Here is a 19,520-nt window from a genome sequence, read left to right on the forward strand (position 1 = left end):
AATGCGCGCGCTGGTCGTCTATTGTCACCCCAAGGAAGGCTCCTTCGCATCCGCCGTCCGCGATACCGTCATGGACAGGTTGAACGCGGCGGGGGCGGAAACGCGCCTGCGCGACCTCTACGCCGAAGGCTTCCAGCCGGTGCTGAGCAATGGCGAATGGTCCGATTACCTGGATGCGCCCGCGAACCGCGCGCCGGTGGAAAGCCATGTCAGCGACCTGGAATGGTGTGACACGCTGATCTTCGTCTATCCGACATGGTGGTACGGCCTGCCAGCGATGCTGAAGGGCTGGCTCGACCGCGTGCTGCTGCCCGATGTCGCCTTCCTCATGCCCAAGGCGGAGGGGGAGACGATCCGCCCCGGCCTCCATCATATCGAACGCATGGGGGTGTTCACGACCTGCGGGGCCAGTTGGTGGCTGACCCGGATCGTCGGCGCACCGGGCAAACGGACGCTCCTGCGCGGGGTCGGCTTCCTGATCAAGCCCCGCGCGCGGAAGATCTTCGCCGCCACCTACCTGATGGACAGTGCCACGGACGCGCAGTTGCAGTCGCATTTGCGGAACGTCGCGGCCAAGACCGACAAGCTGATCGGCGGCACGCGGACGGCCCCCGCGATGGCGCAGGCCGCCGCCCAATGAGCCGCTATTGGATCGACTATCCCGCCACGGATCTGCGCATCGACCCGGACCGCACCATCGCGATCCTGCCCACCGCGGCAGTGGAACAGCACGGCCCCCATCTGCCCGTGGGTGTCGACACGATGATCAACCAGGGTCTGTGCGATTTGCTGGTCGAACGATGCCCGCAGGACCTCGACATTCGCCTCCTGCCGATCCAGGCGGTGGGGAAATCCAACGAGCACCTTTGGGCGCCCGGCACCCTGACCCTGACCGCGGACACGGCGCTCCGGGCCTGGGTGGAAATCGGGCTGTCGGTGGCCCGCGCGGGTGTGCGCAAGATGCTGATCGTCAATTCCCATGGCGGCAACATGGACCTCAATTCCATCATCGCGCGCGAATTGCGGGTGCGGGCGGGCATGTTCTGCGTCCGCATGGGATGGGGGGCGACGGGTATGCCCGAGGGCGTCTATTCCGAACAGGAACTGGCGCAGGGCATCCATGGCGGCGACAATGAGACGTCGCTGATGCTGCATTTCCGGCCCGATACTGTCGACATGTCCAAGGCACAGGACTTCCGCTGGACCCACCAGCAGGGAGAAATACCGCCCGTGGGGCCCATAGCGCACGGCTGGATCGCGTCGGACGTGAACCCGGACGGCGTCGCCGGGGAGGCGCACCTGGCCAATGCCGAGAAGGGCCGCATCACGGCGGAACATTACGTGGCGGGTGCCATCGACGTGTTGCAGAAGATCGCGGCGCAAAAGCTCGACCGGTTCGATCCGGTGGATCAGCCTTACTGACGGCCCGCCAGCCAGCTGGTCATGTAGGTCGCCTGCGCGGCCTCCACCCATAGCTCCGCTGTTTCCCCGCGCCGGGTCAACAGGCAGACCAACCCGGCGAAAAGCACGGCAGCGGAGGGGGAGCCTGCCTCCAGATCCGCGCTCGTCCCCTCCGCCAAGGCCGCAGCCACGCCCGGTCCGCTGAGGTCGAAGCGTGCGTAAAGCCCCGTGGCCGGGCTGATCGCGTAGCCGTCCCGCCACTCCGCCCCTGCCTCGCACCCGACCAACATCACGCGGTCGCGGGCGATGCGGATCGCGGCTCGCTCAGGTCGGTCCTGATCGAGCCCTACAAAGGGCGCGCCGGCGCAGAGCGCGGCAATGGCCGCCTCAAGATCCCCGGATACGAGGCAGGCTTGCTCCGGCGCGGCGCGTTCCGCGACAAGGCCCGCCGCTTCGATCCGCTGACCCACCGCCAGCGGGCGGTTCGTCCAGTCCCGTTCCCGCATCACAGGCGCTCCCCTTCCGGATCGAAGGCGCAGGGCGCGGTCACGGTGGCGGTTTGCACGATGCCATCCTGAAACACCCCAACGCTCTGCCCGATCCGCGCCGCGCCGCCCTCCAGAAGCGCCAAGGCGATGGGCCGCCCAAGCGCCGGGCTGTCATGGCTCGACGTCACGAACCCAAGCGACCGTCGCGGCCCTTCCAGCGGCACCAGATGCGCGCCCACCGGCAGGGCCTCACCGTCGACGCGCAAGCCCACCAATTGCCTGCGATCGGGCGCATTCGCGGCCTCCGTCCGCAGCGAGGCGCGGCCAAGGTAATCATCCTCGCGCCGGTCTCTCGGCCCGCCCCAGCCCAGATCCTGGGGCATCGTCAATCCGTCCGTGTCCTTGCCGACAAGGATGTATCCCTTCTCGGCCCGCAGGATCATCACCGCCTCCAACCCGATCCAGTGCCCGTTCAGCTTGGTGCGCGCCGATTCTAGACGGGCATGGAGCGCGGGGCCTTTGGGCAGGGGAACCGACAGCTCAAAGGACCGATCCCCGGTGAAGCTGATCCGCGCGATGCGCAGGGGAAAACCGTCCAGCGTCACCTCCTCCAGGCCCATATGGGGAATGTCGGTCGCGATCCCCGCCGCCCGCAGCAGGTCCTGCGCGCGGGGGCCGGTCACGGTCAAGGTGGTGTAGGCCTGCGTAACGTCATGGATCGCCACTTGCGACGGGTCGAACCGATCCTGTCGCGGGTCTTCGAGGATGAAGCGCACCGCATCCACATGGGCGGAGGAGGCGGAGACGATGAACCGGTCCTCCGCCGGGCGAAGCACGACGCCGTCATCGAACACGATCCCGCTTTCCTGTAGAAGAAAGGCATACCGTGCGCGCCCCGGTTCAAGGGTCGACAGGCGATTGTAGAAGGCGAAATCCAGAAGCGCGGGCGCGCCGGGGCCGATCACCTCCAATTTGCCGAGGGGGGAGGCATCGTAGATCGCCACGTTGTCGCGTGCGGCCTGGGCCTCCGACAGGGCGGCGTCACGCTCCTCTTCCCCGTATGCTGATGGACGCAGCCAGCCGCCATATTCGCGGAACTGCGCGCCCGCCGTGCGGTGCAACTCCTCCAACGCCAGACGTTTGGGCGGGTTGAACAAATCGCCCCGACGACGCCCGCCAAGCACGGTCAGGGCCAGGGGCTGCACGGGTGGTCGGAAGGTCGTGGTCCCGGTCTCGGGGATCGTGCGATCCGTCGCGTCAGCCATCGCCGCAAGCCCCGTGAAATTCGCGGTGCGCCCCTGATCGGTCGCCATGCCGAGTGTTGTGTACCGTTTCAGGTGCTCGACGGAGGTGAACCCTTCCCGCGCGGCCAACTTCACGTCCTTGAGCGTCACGTCGTTTTGCAGATCGATCCAGATGCGACCCCTCTGCTCCGGGTAGGGACGGACGGGGTGCCAATGCCAATCGGTTGTGTCAGCGGAGGTCACACCGGCCTCAACCAAGGCCGCCCCAAGGCCGAACGCGCCATTCGCGGCGCCCACGACCTCCATGTGCGACGTGCCGGCGCGTGGCACCAACGCATCCTTGCCCGCGTCCCAATCCAGTTTCCCGCCGGCCTGGCAATGCAGATGCACGGACGGCGTCCAGCCGCCGGAAACCAAGAGCGTATCGGCGCTGTGGAAGGCGTCGTTCAGGGTAACACCGAACAGCTCCCGCCGCCCCTGCACCGATTGCAGGCGCTGGTTCGTCAAGTGCCGCACCCCCGTTGGGGCATCGGGCGTCTCGGCCCGGCGGTCGGCCAAGGTCACGACCGCGCCCGCTTGCGCCAGTGCGGCGGCGGTGGCGTAGCCCGAGTCCGCGCCTGTCGCCAGCACGATGCGCCGCCCCGCCACGGCCCCGTAGAGTGTCAGGTAATAATGCGCCGCCTCCGCCGACATCACGCCGGGCCGATCATTGCCAGCGGGCCAGAGCGGGCGTTCGACCGCACCGGTGGCCAAGATCGTGCGCCCAGGACGGATTTGCCAATGCAGGTGAGCCTCCGCCTGATGCGCCGCGATCAACCCGTGATCGAACGCCCCCCACGCCGTCGTGCCGGTCAGGATCTTGCCTCCCGATGCAAGAACCCTGGCCCGCGTGTCCTCAACGAAATCCCACCACAGCGCGCCGTCGATCACACCGCCGCGCCACCGTAACGCCCCGCCCAGATGCGCGGATTGCTCGATTAGCCAGACCTCCTCTCCGGCGTCCACGGCCTTGCGCGCCGCCACCAGCCCCGCAACGCCCGCGCCGATGATGAGCGTCCCGCACGTGGCGTGGCGCGTCTGCACCTCTGCGGGCGGCGTCGTGTTCGGATCAAGCCGCCCCAGCCCGGCCATGGCGCGAATGCGCGGCTCATAGAGATGCCAACCACCCGCCATGAAGGTCTTGTAGTAGAAGCCCGCTGGGATCACCTGATGCAACAGGTCCAGCCAACGATGCCGGTCCCGCTCCGCCGTGGGGGTCGCGTTCACGGCGCGGGCCAGCAAACCGTGCTCCAGGGGCGTGAGGGTAGCGCGGGCGTTGGGCTCCGTCACGCCGTCGCGGACCACGTCGAACAGCGCATTCGGCTCCTCCGCCCCGAACCCGTAAAGGCCCCTTGGCCGGTGATACTTGAAACTGCGCGCGATGGTACGCGGGCCGGACGCGAGCAGGGCGGAGGCGAGCGTATCCCCCGCAAACCCGTCGATGGGCGTCCAGTCCACCTTGGCGCGGCGGGGTTCTGAACGGTCGATCTCCGTCCCCAATGTCGGATGCCGCCAGCCGCTCATCCCAGATCCTCCGCGCCCAGGATCTCACGGGTCTGCGTATCGCGGGTCATCAGGAAATAGGTGCCGCAGGTGACGTGCAGCCACATCTCCCGCGCGGGGCCTTTCGGGGCGTCCACATCGTAGAGGTAGGCCGCCCAGTCCGCGTCGGACGGCGCGCCATCGGGGCGGGGATGCCCGGCCTCCACCGCGAAGTGAAACTCCGTCTCCGCGCGCGGACCGCAGAAAGGGCAGGGGAAGCGTTGCATGTCCTCTCCCTCCTAATGCGCGATGCCGGACCCTGCGGCCTCGTCGATCAGGCGGCCGGTGCGAAACCGGTCCAGATCGAAGGGGCGCGAGATCGCGTGGTGATCGCCCGTCGCCAGCATATGGGCCAGAAGCGTGCCGCCCGCCGGGATCGCCTTGAATCCGCCCGTCCCCCAGCCGCAATTCAGGAACACTCCCTCCGGCCCTGCGGGCCCCAGAATGGGAGAGCTGTCGGGGACCACATCCACGACCCCGCCCCATTGCCGCAATAATTTCAGCTGCCCGAAGCTCGGAAACATCTCTAGCACCCCGCTCAGCACCTGTTCCTGCGCCGGAAGATTGCCCTTCTGCCCGTGGGTCGGCACCCGGTCGAGGCCGCCGCCGATCACAAGCTCCCCCTTGTCCGACTGGCTCAGATAGGTGCCGGTTCCAAGGTAAAGCAGAACGGTGTCGAGGATCGGCTTCACCGGCTCCGACACGAAGGCCTGCAGCGCATAGGTGTGGATCGGCAGGCGCACCCCGACCTTGGCCGCCAGACCCGGCGTGGCCCCCGCGGCGGCAAGACCAAGGCGGTTGGTGCGGATGGGCCCGAGATTGGTCTCCACCCCCGTCACGCGGCCCGCCTCCACCACGATGTCTTGCACGTCGCAGCCCTCGATGATGTCGACGCCCATCCGTGATGCCGCGCGCGCGTAGCCCCACGCGACTGCATCGTGACGCGCCACGCCCGCGCGCCCCTGCCATATGCCACCCATCAGCCGATACCGCGCGTCCGCAGCCTGGTTGGCCAGCGGCACCCGCGCCGCCGCCTCCTCCGCATCCATCAGGCGGCCATCGACACCGTTGAGCTGCATGGCATTCGCGATGCGGTTGCAGATCTCCATCTGCGCGGGCGTGTGGGCCGCGATCAACATGCCGCGCTGGCTGAGCATGACGTTGTAATTCAACTCCCGGCTCAGCCCTTCGTAAAGCCGCAGCGCCAGATCGTAGAGCGCGACACTTTCGGGGTAGAAGTAATTCGACCGGATCACGGTCGTGTTCCGCCCCGTATTCCCGCCGCCGATCCAGCCCTTTTCCAGCACCGCGACGCGGGACAGCCCGTGGGTCTTCGCCAGATAATAGGCCGTCGCCAGACCATGCCCGCCGCCGCCCACGATCACCGCGTCATAGGCCGCCTTGGGCCGGGCCTTCGCCCAGGCCTCGGGCCAATGGCGATGGCCGCGCAACGCCTCCCGGGCAAGCGTGACGGCGGAATACTTCACCGTTGCGCGACCTTCAGCGCGAAGGCCGTGAAATCCGCAATCTCGGCCTCCGATGGGGCGCGCCCGGTGAAATGCTCCAGGAACCCCGCAAGCCGCCCCATCCGCGTCTCCATCGCCTCCCGCAATTCCAGCGCGTGATATCCGATCTGCATGAAATACAGGATACGGGCGCGGATATCGGCCTCTTCCGCGTTATAACCATGCGCGCGGAACATCCCCGTCACGGCGGCAAGCCGCGCGGTATCGGCGGCGTCGATGCGGCCGCGCACCCTTGCATCCCGGCGCGACCATTCGCGGATCGCGAAATCCAGATGCGGCTCAAAGATCGTGTCGTCCACGAAGCACATGAAGAAGTTGCACAAACCTTCCGTAATCGTGTCCGAAGGCAGGGTGCATTGATGCAGGATCGGGGCGGTATTGCGCGCCTCCCAATCGTCCAGAAGCGCCTCCAACAGGTCCGCGCGGGAGCCGAAATACCAGTAGAACGAGGACCGGGAGACGCCCAGATGCTGCGCAAGGGTCAGGATCTTCACCTCGCCCGCGCCGTCGCGGATCAGCACGTCGCGGGCCGTGGCGAGCCAATCCTGCTGCGTGACTTTCACATGACCTGTCGGGAGTGGCTTCCCTTCGCGGGTCAGAACGGGCTGGGGGCGTGGCATTCAACTCTCCGGATAGGCGCCACCCCGTCCGGTTCCGCGCGCGATATAGTCTTCTAGCGCAGCCAACCGGTCGGGGTCGATATCGGGCGCGCCGGGATTGGCCAATATCCCCTGCCAGACGTCCCGCGCGCGGGTGGAGGCATCCTTGGCCCCCCGCTCCGTCCAGGTGCCGAAATTGGCGTAATCGTGGACGATGGGCTCATAGAACTCCGTCTGGTACCGCTCCATGGTTTGTGCGGCGGCAAAGAAATGCCCGCTGGGCTGGGTTTCCGCGATGGCGTCAAACCCGATCTCCGCCGCTCCCGCCTGGGCACCCGCGCACAACTCCGCCACCATGTTGAGCACTTCGGCATCCGTCACCAGTTTCTCGTAGGAGACGGACAAGCCCCCCTCCAGCCACCCGGCGGAATGGATCACCACCGTCGCACCCGCCATCAGGCACCCCCAGAGGCCGAACTGGTTCTCGTTGGCGGCCTGCACATCGTTGAGGTTCGCCGCCGATCCCGCCGCCGACCTCCAGGGCAGGCCGATGCGCCGCGCCAATTGTCCGGCGGCCAGCGAGGCCTGGAAGTGCGAAGGTGTGCCAAAGGCGGGCGCGCCGGATTTCATATCCACGTTGGAGGTGAAGGTGCCGTAGCACACGGGCGCGCCGGGCTGTGCCAGTTGCGTGAGCGTCAGCGCCGCCAACGCCTCCGCATGGGACAGCGTGATGGCCCCCGCCACCGTGATCGGTGCCATCGCCCCCATCAGCGTGAAGGGCGTGATGATCGACATCTGCCGCGCGCGGGCGAAATCAATCAGCCCCTGCGCCATGGGAATGTCGAGCGTGCGCGGCGAATTGGTGTTGATGATCGTGTAGCAATGGGGATTGGCGGCGAAGTCTTCGTCACTCAGGCCCCGGAACGCCTGCAACATCTCCAGACTTTCGCGCACTTGCGGGGTGCCGCGCGCGAAGATGAATGGAAACTTGTCGGACTGCGTAAGCTGCGCCTGCAACGTGAAATAATGGCGGATATTGGTGGCCACGTCCTGCGGCTCCACCAGGGGCGGCAGCATCTGGAATACGTCGAAATGGTGGGTGAGCTGCAAAAGCTCCGTGAAATCGCGCGCCGAACCGGGGCGGCGGCCGCGGATTTCGTCGGTCGCATGGGGCGCGCCCGCGCCGGGCTGAAAGACCAGCGATCCAAGCTCCAGCGTCACGTCCCGCTTGCGCGCGCCGGCCCGCGCCTCGATCCGTTTGGGGGCCGTGGCAAGGGCGGCCTCCACCATGTCGCGCCCGATATGGACCATGTCGCCCTTCACGACCGCGCCGCCCTTGTTGAACAGTGCCACCGCCTCGGGCAGCAGGACCCTGACGCCCAAATCTTCCAGCACCCGAAACGCGGCGTCGTGCATCGCCTCGATCCGGTCGGCGGAAAAGACATCCATCGGCGGGAACGGGTTCTTGAGTTGCCCGTACTCCGTCAACCGGGCGGAGGGGCGTGGCCCATCGCGGTTGCGGCGTCTGGCGCGGGGCTCGCTCATCCCCGCATCGCCTTGCCCGCCGGATCGTAGGGGGAGGGGGGGATCACACGTGCCGCACGCTCCACGCCGACGATATGGGTGGTCAGCGCCGTACCCTCCGCCGCGACATCGGCATTGACCATCGCCATGGCCAGCGACGTGCCGATCGTGTGGCCATACCCGCCCGACGTGACAAAGCCGACCTTGTCGCCCTTGTGCCAGACCGGCTCATACCCCGTCGCATCCGCGTCGCCATCCTCGATCTCCAGCGTCACGATCCGCTGCGCCGGGCCATTGCCGTCACGCTCCGCCAATGCCGCCGCCTTGCCCGTGAAATCGCCCTTGTCCCAAGCGATCCAGCGATCCATGCCGGTCATCCCCGCCGTGTAGCCTTGGGTGAATTCCGCCGACCAGATGCCAAAGCTCTTTTCCAGCCGCAGCGACAGAAGCGCGTTGAAGCCGACCTCGCGGATGCCCTCATCCGCGCCCGCATCCAGCAGCATCCGGCGCAAGGTGATGTGGTCGCCGTAGCGGCAATTGATCTCGTATCCCGCCTCCCCCGTCACGGACAGGCGCGCGACACGGGCGCGGATCAGCCCGACATCGAAGGTCGCGCAGCCCATGAACGGCATCGGGGACAGGTCGTTGGTGACAAGCTTCTGCAAGACATCTGCGGATTTCGGGCCGGAGAGCGAGAAGCCGCAATATTCCTCCCCCAGATCGCGGATCGTCACCCCGTCTTCCAGGTGATCGTTGAACCACCGCATGTGCCAGGTGCGCAGGTAATAGCTGCCCATGATCCAATAGGTGCCGTCCCCCCAGTTGAATAGCGTCAGGTCCCCTTGCAACCTTCCCGACGATGCGAGCATCGGTGCCAGGCGCGCCCGGCCCGGTCCCGGCAAGCGGGAGGCCATCATCTTGTCGAGCCACGCTTCCGCCCCCGGCCCCGACACCTCGTAGCGGGAGAAGGCGGAGATATCGAGAAGCCCCACGCCGTCCCGCACCGCGCGGCATTCCTCGGCCACGATATCGAATGCGTTGGAGCGTTTGAGTGTCAGGTTTTCCTCGAACTCAGCCGATGGCGCGAAATAGAGCGGGACTTCCAGATCCCAGCTTTGCCCCCACCGCGCCCCGGCGGCATCCATATCCGAATAGGCGGGCGCGCGTTTCAGGGGCCGCCCGGCGGGCAGCTGCTCATTCGGATAGGACATCACGAAGCGGCGGGAATAGAACTGGCCGGTGGTCTGGCGGATGTATTCCCGGTTCTCTGCGAATGCACCGTAGCGCGCCACGTCCATGCCGTAGACATCGGCCTCCGGCTCCCCCTCGATCATCCATTCGGCCAGGCTCTTGCCCACGCCACCGCCCTGCAAGAACCCCGCCATGACGGCGCAGGCGCTCCAATACCCGCGCTTTCCGGGGACCGGGCCGACCAGCGGATTGCCATCGGGGGAGAAGGTAAAGGCCCCGTTCACCCAGGTCTTCACGCCGACCTCCTGCAACGCGGGATACCGCTCAAAGCCCAGGATCAGCTCCTTCTCGATCCGGTCGGTTTGTTCCTGGAACAGCTCCATCCCGTAATCCCACGGCGCGCCGTCCATCGCCCAATGTTCGTGATCGACCTCGTAGATCCCCAGCAGCAGACCCTTCTGGTCCTGCCGCATATAGGTGAACCCTTCCAGGTCCACGGTCATCGGCACCTCGAAATCCAGCGCCTCCAGCTCCGGGATCGTGTCGGAGATCAGGTAATGGTGCTTGAGCGGTGATACGGGCAATTCGATCCCCGCCATGCGCCCCACCTGCTTGGCCCAAAGCCCCGCGGCATTGACCACGTGCTCGCAGTCGATCACGCCCTTGTTGGTGGTCACGCGCCAGCCATCCGCCGTCTGGTCCAGGCTCTCCACCTTGGTATGCTCGAAGACGGACGCCCCGCGCTTCTTGGCTGCGCCGGCATAGGCGTGGACGGTCCCGGTCGTGTCGATATACCCCTCCCGATCCGCCCAGAGCCCGCCAAGGAAGCCGTCGGTCGTCATGATCGGGCACAAGTCGTGCGCTTCTTTCGGGGTGACGAGCCGGCAATCCTCGATCCCGATGGACTGGAACACCCGATAGGCCGATTGCAGCCATTCCCACCGCTCCGGCGTGCCCGCCATGGTCAGGCCGCCGGTCATGTGCAGGCCGATATCCTGCCCACTCTCCTTCTCGATCTCCGGCAGAAGGTCGATCGTATAGGCCTGAAGCGCCGCGATATTCGGGTCCGCGTTCAGGGCATGGATGCCCCCCGCCGCGTGCCAGCTCGATCCCGCCGTCAGGACGGAGCGTTCCAGCAGGCACACATCCGTCCAGCCCAGCTTGGCAAGGTGATACAGCACCGATGCGCCCACAACGCCGCCCCCAATGACGACAACACGATAATGCGAATTCATGGGGTCCTCCCGCCGCGCGATTCCCTTGGTCGCGTCAGGCTAGGGGCTTATGGACACTTGTGTCCAGACTGTTCGCGACACGCCAACCGCGCTTTCGCGACACGCTATCCGCGCGTTTGAGACGCGGGGGATTGCCTATCCGCCACACAGATCCGCCGGGGCCGGTACACCGGGGGAGAGGAAGAGGCGCAGGGTCACGGGGCTGAAATTGCCGATGTTGATGCCGGAAACCTCCGTCACATCCGCAACGCCCCCCGGCGTGCCCGGCACCAGGGCCGGGTCGATCCACGCGGCGCGACCCGGGCCTTGGGACAGATGGGCAAGCGCTCCTTCTGCGTCGGTCAGCAGGGTCTCGGTGCCAAGGCGGAACACGGCGGACGGCTCCCCGAAACCCGCAATTGCGACCGGGCCGCTCAGGCAGCCATGGGCGGCGGTCGCGGCGGCCAACCGGTCCGAGATCCAGAATTCCGTCGCCGCGGGCAGCGCCGCGCCGGTCAATGTCCAGCCCACCGTGAGACCGGATAATGTCAGGGCGGCAAGGGCCTGGACGACCTCTCTACGCCACAGGAAAACCGCCCCGGCCAGGGCCGACAGGCACAGGATGACGCCCCCGATCGTGGCCCAGATATCTAGCCCGTCCCCGAACCGCACCGGCCCCCAGATCGCCACCACGCTCAGGAACGCAAGCGCGCCGCCCCATGGCACAAGTCCGACAGCCAGCGGCCACCGCCCCAGCCGTTCTGCCCCGTCATGGATGCGCACAAGGGCCGCCGCGACCAGAAGCGCAAGGGCCGGGTAAAGCGGCAACGTATAATGGACGAGCTTCACCGGCACCGCCTCGAACACCAGCCATCCGGGGATCAGCCAGCCAAGCAGAATGGCCGTCTCCGCCGTGGCGCGTGTCCTCCAGGCATGGATCAGGGCGACCGGGATAAACAGCGACCACGGAAAGAAGGTCCACCACATCGTCAGCAGGTACAGGCCCGGCGGGCTGCCGCTATGTTCGCCCTCCGCGGTGATCTTGTCGCTTAGATCGGTGCCAAGGGATGCCGACCAGAACGCCCCTTCGGTCAGGATCGTGATCGCGATAAACCATGGGCTGACGAGCAATGCGAACCACGCCAGACCGGGCAGGGGGGAAAGGCGCCGGGTCCAGCCCAGATCGCGCGTCCTCACCCATAGCCACGCCAAGGCACCAAGGACCGGCACGGCGACCATCGGACCTTTCAGCAAGAACCCCGCCGCCAATGCGGTCCAGAAGATCGCGGCGACCGAGACTTTCCGCGCGCTGGTCAGAAAGGCATGGGCCAGCGCCCCCATCGCAAGGATGACCGACAGCAGAAGGGCCGCATCGGTCTTGGCCGTGCGCGCCTCGGCATGGACCATGTAGATGGTGGCGCAGATGATCCCGGCCAGCACCGCCGCCCGCCGCCCGACAACCGGCGTTCCGGCCCAGATCAGCGCCAGCGCCGAAAGCGCCCCGGCGAGGTAGGAGGGCAGGCGATGCACCCAGATCGGGCTATCCTGTCCGCTTCCCGTCAGGAAGATCGCGGCACTTTGCAGCCAGTAGATCAGCGCCGGCTTGTTGTGGCGCGGCGCGTCCTGAAGCCGAATGTCGATGAAATCGAGCGTCTCGGCCATCTGTCGACTGGCCTGGGCGAACCGCGCCTCGTCCCGGTCCTGCACCGGCAATTCGGCCAGACCGACGAACAGGCTGGCCAGCGCCAGCACGAATACCGCCCAGGGCGCGAACCTGTGGCGCAGGATGTCCATCTCAGGGCTCGTCGCGGGCGCCGTGGACCGCGTCGGCTTCTTTTTTCTTCGCCCGGTGGATCAGCATCAGGTTCCGGGCATAGACGATGACGCCTGTGGACTGACCAAGGATGAAGACCGGGTCCTGCCGATAGAGCGCGTAGGCCAGCATCAAGATCCCGCCGCTGATCGACAGGTACCAGAACGAGATCGGCACGTGGGACCGTCCCGCCCGTTCCGAGGCGATCCATTGCACGATGAACCGCGACGCGAAAATGGCCTGCGCAAGGAAGCCAAGCGCGACCCACCAGAACTCGAACCAATTGTCCAGGTTGAACAGCTCAAACAGCCACTCCTGCATGGTCACGGCCCCTCCGCGCGGGTGATCTCGGCCTCGGAGGGATGGACCTTGCGACGGCGCCGGATCAGCCACGCAACCCCGATCAGGTCGGACAGCCCCACGATTGCGCGCCCCAGATTGGTGTATTTGGACGTGCCGGCCACCCGCGGCCTGTGGGCCACGTCCACATGGGCGATCTGCCAACCATCCCGCTGGAACAGCGCGGGAAGATAGCGGTGCATGTGGTCGAAATAGGGCAGCGCCAGATAGGCGTCGCGGCGGAAGGCTTTCAGGCCGCATCCAGTATCTCGCGTCCCGTCCTTGAGCAGCATTTTCCTCAGCGTATTCGCGGCCTTGGACGCGATGCGCTTGGCGGGCGGGTCGTCTCGCTTGACCCGTTGACCGGCCACGAGGCCCAGGGTCTCCTCGCCTTCGAGCAAGGCCGCGATCAGCTTTGGCAATTCCTCGGGCGGGTTCTGCCCATCCCCGTCAAGCGTGGCGATGATCGGCGCGCGGGCGGCGCGCACGGCGGCGTGGATGGCCGCCGATTGGCCCGCCGGACGCGGATGGTTAATCACGGTAAGGTTTGCGAGCGGATGCGCCCGCCCGAAGGCCAGCAGCGCGTCTTGCGTGGCGTCGGTGGAGCCGTCATTGGTCACGCAGATCTCGAACGGGCCAATGGGCGCCGCCGCCGCGACGCACCCGCCCAACAGGTCGGGCACGGTCTGGGCTTCGTTCAGCATCGGGATCGCGATGGCAAAGCGGGGCGCTGGGTTGGTCATCTCGCCCTCCTTCGGGCCGTTCGCGCCGGTTTAGGCTGAAACCGCGCGGGCCGGAAGGGGGGCTGATCCTAAAGGGCAGAAAGCCGCGCCTCCTGCCGCGCGATCAGCGTCTCGATTTCGGCGATGGCCGCCTCGCTCAGCGCGGGCCCCGGCTTGCGTGCCGTCGGATGGGCGATCGCCCCGCGTTTGGCGAGGATATACTTGCGCACCGCCAAGCCGTAGCCGGGTTGGGATTCGTAACGGATCAGCGGCAGGTAGGCATCGAAAATGTCGCGCGCGCGGTCCGGGTCCGAATGGGCCAGCGCCGTGATATCGCGCATCATCTCGGGATACGCGAACCCGGTCATCGCCCCGTCGGCCCCGCGCCGCACCTCCTCCAGCAGGAATTGCCCGCCATTGCCGCACAGGATGGAGATCTTGCGCGCCCCCGCCGCCTCCTGTTCACGCAAGGCGCTGATCTTTTCCAGCCCCGGCCAATCCTCGTGCTTGAGCATCTTGCAGGTCGGGCAGGCATCGAAAATCCGCCGCAGGACCTTCGGCGTGATCTGCACGCCCGTCACAAGCGGGAAGTCCTGCAAGACCCATGGGACGTCGCCCAGAACATCCGCAACATTCTGAAAATACGACGCAATCTGGTCGTCGGTCCGCAGATTGCCCGGCGGGGCGACCATGACGCCGGCTGCCCCTTTCTCCATCGCCGCAAGGCTCAGGGCGCGGATCGCGGCAAGCCCGGGGGCGGACACGCCGACGATGACCGGCACGTCACTGCGCGCCGTCACCCGCGCGATGACGGCGACGGATTCCTCCGACGACAGCTTGCCCGCTTCGCCCATGATGCCCAGGATCGTAAGCCCCGTCGCACCCCGCTCAACATAGAAATCCACCATCGTGTCGACGCTCTCCAGATCCAGCGCCCCGTCCGGCAGGAACGGGGTGGCGGCGATCGTGAAGACGCCTGCGGCGCGCTCATCCAACATCATGTCTCTCCAACTCTGTGGGTCTGGTTCAGGGCGATGCGCGGCAATGCCATCGCGACGGCGGCCTGGCACGGTTCGACCACCGGAATGTCCAGGGCTTTCTCCAGCGGCAAGCGGAACCGCGCCATTCCGGCACAGCCCATGATAAGGACATCCGCACCGTCCTGATCGCGCAGGCGGCGCCCGACCTCTTCCATCCGCGAAAGCGTCTTTCCGGCATCGTTAAGCTCGTTAACGTGCAGATCGACCGCCCGGTCACCGGCGAGCCGATCCAGCACATTCATCGCCCCGAGGCTGCGCAGATGGCGGGGGATTGAGCCTCGCAATATGGCAATGATCCCAAAGCGTTGACCCAGGGACATGGCCGTCAGGACCGCACTTTCCTGTATGCCGAGCACGGGCTTTCGCGTCCGGTCACGCAAGGCGTGCAGGCCCGGATCGCCAAAACACGCAATCACGAACCCGGCCGCGTCGTCCTCGACCCGGGCGGCGGTTTCCAGGGTCTGGGCAATGGTCAGGTCCGCCTGCGCCTTCGTCTCGATCCCCATCGGCCCGCGGGCATTCGTCATGCAGATGATCCGGCGCCCGAACCCTTTCAGCGGGTCAACGGCGGCTTCGATACCGGCTGTCACGGCCTCGGACGAATTCGGGTTAAGGACGTAAAGGGATCGCTCGTCCGCCATCGGCTCAGGCACCGGGTCGCGTCGCCGATTGGATCTCGATCTGGTAGCCCTCGGGATCGTTGAAGACGAACGCTCGGATCCCGATGGCGTCGTTCACGAACATCTCCGACAGGTTCGCCACGTCCTGCGTCTCGATATAGGCGTACCACGCATCCACGTCCGGAACGCGCACGCAGAACTGGATCGGCTTGACCTCCGCCCATTTGTTCATGCCATGGGCCTCGTCCACCAACCCGATATGGGCGCCCGGACAGACGCGCATGATCTTCGCAAGGCCCTGTTGGTCGATCACCAGCGGAAAGCCCATTACGTCGCGATAAAACGCCTCCGCGCGCGGCAGATCCTTGTAGTAAAGGAAGGTAATGGCCAGTTCGTTCGGCGCGTCTGGGCGGTCCGTCATTGCAGTCTCCGATTCCTGTAAGTGCCCGGTTCGGGCCGATTGATCCATTGGCCATCGCCCGGTTCGGCGGTCAGTGATCCGTCCGCGATTATTCGCGCGCCACGTCGAAAAACGTACACGGGCCAGCCCTTTACGCGGCGTCCTTCATGCGGATTGTACCCGACATTGTCGTGCAGATCATCCGCGCCGTAGGTGTGGCTCCGCGTCGGATCCCAAAGCGTGATGTCCGCATCCGCACCGATTGCCAGGCGTCCCTTGCGCGGTAGGCCGTAGATGTCCGCGGCATTGCGACACGCAAGTGCCGTGAATTGCCCCGGATGCGTGGCATCGAAAATCAGCGGTGCGCGCGTCTCCAGCCCCGGTTGACCATTGGCAATGTCGGGAAACGGCGGCGTCGGCCCCGCGCGCAATTTCCCCGTCTTGTCAGAGCGATAGGGCGCATGGTCCGATGAGATCAGGTCAAGCGTCCCATCGCCGATCGCCGCCCATAGCGCGGCCTGATCGTCGCGCGTGCGTTGCGGGGGCGAGCACATGAATTTCGCGCCCTCCATGCCCGGTTGGTCGAGGATTTCCGCCGTCTGGAACAGGTAATGGGGGCAGGTTTCGGCATGGACCGGCGCGCCATCGGCCTTCGCGGCGCGCACCTCCTGCGCCGCGTCGGCACAGGTGACATGGAAGATCATCACTGGCGCACCCACCTCGTGGGCCGTCGCGCAAATACGGGCAACTGCCAGGCGTTCAGCCTCCTTCGGACGGGCAAGTGCATGGTGCTTGGGGCGCGTTTTCCCCTCGGAAATCAGTTTGTTGCGCGCCTCGATTAAAGTCGCGTCGTCTTCCGCGTGCACGCAAGTAAGCGCCCCCGCGGGCCCGGTGATCTCAAGGATGCGCGTGATTTCCGCGTGGCTCAACGCGATGTCGTAGGTCGTGAAAACCTTGACGGAGCGGTGCCCCTCGGCAATCAGCGCGCGCAGGTCCTCCTCGAAATGCGGAACGCTCGGGTCCGACAGGCTCAGGTGAAACGCATAGTCGATCATTGCCCCGCGCCGGGCGCGCGCCGCGTAATCCGTAACGACATCCATCAGCCGGTCGCCCTTGCCCTGCGCAGCAAAGGAAATAACGGATGTCGTCCCCCCGAACGCGGCAGACCGCGTCGCGGTTTCGAACGTATCGGCGTTCATTAGCCCCATGCCGGAGCGTTGTTCGATATGCGCGTGCGGATCGACACCGCCGGGCGTTACAATCAGGCCACTGGCGTCAAGAACCGTGCCGTCGTCGCCCAGATCCGGCGCGATTTCGTCGATCCGGTCGCCCACGACCCGGATATCCGCGCGCACCAGCCCGGCGTCGGTCACGATCTCCGCGCCGCGGATGGTCAGTATTCTAGTGTCACGCATCCCGCCCATTGCGAGAGCATGGGCCGTGGCTGCTGCAGGAGCAAGCGCGTGCGACGCCCGATGCTGGGGATAAGTCTGTGGATAACGCACCCAAGATACGGGATCGGAGCGCTCAGTTAATTCACTATTGCCACGCAAAACCGACGGAAATTCCCGTCCGAAGCGAAGGAAATATCACATCCTCCACCCCGATCCACACTCAGGACAGGATCGACGCACGAACCTCCGCCAATGCGGCCTGAACCACCTCCGCGTCGTCGCGCGCCTCTATGTTCAGCCGCAATAGCGGTTCGGTGTTCGACGCCCTGAGGTTCATGCGCCACTTGTCGAAGGATAGGCTCAGCCCGTCCGTGTCGTCCCGTGCCACGGCCTTGGGGGCGAACTCCTCCTCGATCCGCGCGATGGTTTTCGCCGCGTCATCGACCACGAAATTCACCTCGCCGGAGGACGGGAACCGCGCGGCCCGGTCCGCCACCAGCGCCTTCAGGCTCTGGCCCGTCCGCCCCAGCAACTCCGCCACCAGAAGCCACGGGATCATCCCACTGTCGCAGAAGAAGAAATCGCGGAAATAGTGATGCGCGGACATCTCTCCGCCATAGGCCGCGTCGGTCTCGCGCAGCACGCGCTTGATCTTCGAGTGGCCGCATTCGGACATGATCGCCTGGCCGCCCGCGCGTTCGATGGCGTCCTGCGTGCTCCAGATAATCCTCGGATCGTGGACGATCTTCGCGCCCGGCTCCTTGGCGAGATAGACCTCCGCCAAAAGGCCCACGACATATTCACCGGGCACGAAATTGCCCTCGTGGTCGAAGAAAAAGCAGCGGTCGAAATCGCCGTCCCACGCAACCGCGATATCCGCGCCTTCCGCCACAACCGCCCGTGCCGTGGCCGGTTGGTTTTCCGGCAAAAGCGGGTTGGGTATGCCATTGGGAAACGTGCCGTCGGGCGCGTGGTGCATCCGCACAAACGTCCACGGCGCGCCCCGTCGCTCCAGCGCCTCAGCGATCGCATCGAAGGTGGGGCCGGCTGCGCCATTTCCCGCATTCACGAGTATTTTCAAAGGCTTGAGGTCGGGGATCGACACGAAGCCAAGGCAGCATTCCACGTAATCCGCCCGGGTGGAGGAGATGTCCGTCACGCGCCCGCCGGATACATCATCGGCGAATGCGCCACTTTCTGCCAGCGCCTTGATCGCGCCCATCCCCTCATCCGCGCCGATCGGGGCGGACCCGGCTTTGACCATCTTCATGCCGTTGTAATCCATCGGGTTGTGGGACGCCGTCACGCAGATCCCGCCGCAGGCCCCGTGGTGCGACACGGCGAAATACGTCTCTTCCGTGCCCGACAGTCCCAGGTCCAGAACCTCGACCCCCGCCGCCATCAACCCGTCCGCGATCGCGCGCGCCAACCCTTCCGACGATGGCCGGACGTCGCGCCCGATCACGACGCGGTCGGCGCCCATCACCTCGGCAAAGGCGCGCCCGATGCGATAGGCGTTGGCCTCCGTCAGGTCTTCGTCCAGCCGACCGCGAATGTCGTAGGCCTTGAAACAGGTTAGCGGTTTTTCCAACCTTTGCATGGCGCGGCTCCCTCAATCCTCGTCCCAGCTATAGGATGCGGTGCCGCCGGGGGCCAGACCGGCATTTGGCGTGGCGCGCATTAACGCTATGGTTCCGGTCAGTGCCGGGATGCCCCGATGACCCACGAAAGGGCCGCATGTTCATTTTGTCGCCAGAGACCTTGCTCAATCCGGGCGTGCTGGAAACGCGCTCCCTGCCCAAGAAGATCTTCGGGCGGGTGCAGATCATTCCGCGCGCCGGGTCGGTCGGTCTCTGGGCGCGGTTGATCTTCGAGATGCAGGTCGTCCGCTACCTCGCCGCCCTGCTGCCGTTCCTGATTGTGCTTTTGTTTTCAAGGGATATGGCCCTTCCCGTCACGCAAGCGCCCCTGGCCATGATCCTCGTGATCGGGGTGGTGGAGCTGAAGGTTCTGCGCCTGTCGGACCGCGCGCGAGAGCGGTTGATGAGCGAGGCGGAGGCGGAAAGGATCCTCGATGCCTTTGCCTTCCGGGCGCGCGCCGCGTTGCGAGAAATCGCGGCCCGACACGGCATCGAAAGCGGTGAGATCATGGTCTTCGCGGAGCAATCGGAACTCGCCCGCGTTCCGCCGTTAACCTTGCTGTCGGTCCAATCCGCCGAACCGGACCCCCGCGTCCTTTCCCTCGACCCCGCCGACCGGGCCGCGCTTGCGGCGATCTTCGACGCGGACCTCACGGAGCAAGACTTCCACCGCGCCAATCTCCGCGCCGGAGAGATGATGCGAGAGGTGCGGATCGAGGCGCGCAGCGTCTCGGCCCATGCCCGGCTCGCGGCGCGCATCACTCCCAGACCGGCGGAGGCATAG

At 66.1% G+C, this 19,520-nt stretch carries 18 protein-coding genes; 3 read left to right on the forward strand and 15 right to left on the reverse strand.

The window, feature by feature from the left end:
* Position 1 precedes the first annotated feature (1 nt).
* Together KUW62_RS04165 and KUW62_RS04170 are read left to right on the forward strand one after the other, a co-directional pair.
* On the forward strand, positions 2 to 640 hold the full coding sequence (locus tag KUW62_RS04165; RefSeq protein ID WP_224814256.1) for an NAD(P)H-dependent oxidoreductase: 639 nt from the start codon (positions 2 to 4) through the stop codon (positions 638 to 640).
* Positions 637 to 1,422: a creatininase family protein gene (locus tag KUW62_RS04170; RefSeq protein ID WP_224814257.1), complete on the forward strand. Its 786-nt coding sequence runs from the start codon at positions 637 to 639 to the stop codon at positions 1,420 to 1,422. The genes KUW62_RS04165 and KUW62_RS04170 overlap by 4 nt, the downstream gene beginning before the upstream one ends.
* On the opposite strand, the gene KUW62_RS04175 is transcribed toward KUW62_RS04170, so the two are convergent.
* From KUW62_RS04175 to KUW62_RS04245, 15 genes are all read right to left on the reverse strand, one after another.
* Positions 1,416 to 1,907 carry a hypothetical protein gene (locus KUW62_RS04175; protein WP_224814258.1) on the reverse strand — a complete coding sequence of 164 codons (492 nt, stop codon included), beginning with the start codon at positions 1,905 to 1,907 and terminating at the stop codon, positions 1,416 to 1,418. The genes KUW62_RS04170 and KUW62_RS04175 overlap by 7 nt on opposite strands.
* A complete protein-coding gene (locus KUW62_RS04180) occupies positions 1,907 to 4,696 on the reverse strand; it encodes a 2Fe-2S iron-sulfur cluster-binding protein (protein WP_224814259.1) in 2,790 nt (929 codons plus the stop codon). The genes KUW62_RS04175 and KUW62_RS04180 overlap by 1 nt, the downstream gene beginning before the upstream one ends.
* The gene (locus KUW62_RS04185) at positions 4,693 to 4,941 is read right to left on the reverse strand and encodes a sarcosine oxidase subunit delta (RefSeq protein WP_224814260.1); all 249 of its coding nucleotides are present in this window, start codon (positions 4,939 to 4,941) and stop codon (positions 4,693 to 4,695) included. Before KUW62_RS04185 ends, KUW62_RS04180 begins: the two co-directional genes overlap by 4 nt.
* Before the next feature lie 12 nt (positions 4,942 to 4,953).
* The gene (locus KUW62_RS04190) at positions 4,954 to 6,201 is read right to left on the reverse strand and encodes a sarcosine oxidase subunit beta family protein (RefSeq protein ID WP_224814261.1); all 1,248 of its coding nucleotides are present in this window, start codon (positions 6,199 to 6,201) and stop codon (positions 4,954 to 4,956) included.
* Entirely contained in the window at positions 6,198 to 6,860 is a 663-nt protein-coding gene (locus tag KUW62_RS04195; protein WP_224814262.1) for a TetR/AcrR family transcriptional regulator, read from the reverse strand. Before KUW62_RS04195 ends, KUW62_RS04190 begins: the two co-directional genes overlap by 4 nt.
* The gene (locus KUW62_RS04200) at positions 6,861 to 8,384 is read right to left on the reverse strand and encodes a trimethylamine methyltransferase family protein (RefSeq protein WP_224814263.1); all 1,524 of its coding nucleotides are present in this window, start codon (positions 8,382 to 8,384) and stop codon (positions 6,861 to 6,863) included. It lies immediately after the preceding gene.
* On the reverse strand, positions 8,381 to 10,789 hold the full coding sequence (locus tag KUW62_RS04205) for an FAD-dependent oxidoreductase (RefSeq protein WP_224814264.1): 2,409 nt from the start codon (positions 10,787 to 10,789) through the stop codon (positions 8,381 to 8,383). Before KUW62_RS04205 ends, KUW62_RS04200 begins: the two co-directional genes overlap by 4 nt.
* Positions 10,790 to 10,924: 135 nt before the next feature.
* Positions 10,925 to 12,562, reverse strand: coding sequence for a glycosyltransferase family 39 protein (locus KUW62_RS04210; protein WP_224814265.1), 1,638 nt, complete (start codon positions 12,560 to 12,562; stop codon positions 10,925 to 10,927).
* A 1-nt stretch (position 12,563) separates the two neighbouring features.
* Positions 12,564 to 12,902, reverse strand: a complete 339-nt coding sequence (locus KUW62_RS04215) for a lipid-A-disaccharide synthase N-terminal domain-containing protein (RefSeq protein WP_224814266.1) — start codon at positions 12,900 to 12,902, stop codon at positions 12,564 to 12,566.
* 2 nt (positions 12,903 to 12,904) lie between these two features.
* Positions 12,905 to 13,663: a glycosyltransferase family 2 protein gene (locus KUW62_RS04220; RefSeq protein WP_224814267.1), complete on the reverse strand. Its 759-nt coding sequence runs from the start codon at positions 13,661 to 13,663 to the stop codon at positions 12,905 to 12,907.
* A gap of 68 nt (positions 13,664 to 13,731) precedes the next feature.
* Positions 13,732 to 14,640 (reverse strand): dihydrodipicolinate synthase family protein, encoded by a 909-nt coding sequence (locus tag KUW62_RS04225; RefSeq protein WP_224814268.1) that lies wholly within the window; start codon positions 14,638 to 14,640, stop codon positions 13,732 to 13,734.
* Positions 14,640 to 15,323 carry an aspartate/glutamate racemase family protein gene (locus KUW62_RS04230; protein WP_224814269.1) on the reverse strand — a complete coding sequence of 228 codons (684 nt, stop codon included), beginning with the start codon at positions 15,321 to 15,323 and terminating at the stop codon, positions 14,640 to 14,642. The genes KUW62_RS04225 and KUW62_RS04230 overlap by 1 nt, the downstream gene beginning before the upstream one ends.
* A gap of 4 nt (positions 15,324 to 15,327) precedes the next feature.
* A complete protein-coding gene (locus KUW62_RS04235; RefSeq protein WP_224814270.1) occupies positions 15,328 to 15,723 on the reverse strand; it encodes a VOC family protein in 396 nt (131 codons plus the stop codon).
* On the reverse strand, positions 15,720 to 17,126 hold the full coding sequence (gene hydA, locus KUW62_RS04240) for a dihydropyrimidinase (protein WP_224814271.1): 1,407 nt from the start codon (positions 17,124 to 17,126) through the stop codon (positions 15,720 to 15,722). Before hydA ends, KUW62_RS04235 begins: the two co-directional genes overlap by 4 nt.
* Before the next feature lie 190 nt (positions 17,127 to 17,316).
* Positions 17,317 to 18,696: a phosphomannomutase gene (locus KUW62_RS04245; RefSeq protein WP_224814272.1), complete on the reverse strand. Its 1,380-nt coding sequence runs from the start codon at positions 18,694 to 18,696 to the stop codon at positions 17,317 to 17,319.
* Positions 18,697 to 18,833: 137 nt separating this feature from the next.
* On the opposite strand from KUW62_RS04245, the gene KUW62_RS04250 reads away from it, so the two are divergent.
* Positions 18,834 to 19,520, forward strand: a complete 687-nt coding sequence (locus KUW62_RS04250; RefSeq protein ID WP_224814273.1) for a hypothetical protein — start codon at positions 18,834 to 18,836, stop codon at positions 19,518 to 19,520.

The sequence above is a fragment of the Hasllibacter sp. MH4015 genome, from assembly GCF_020177575.1.
In the GTDB taxonomy this organism is placed as follows: Bacteria; Pseudomonadota; Alphaproteobacteria; order Rhodobacterales; family Rhodobacteraceae; genus Gymnodinialimonas.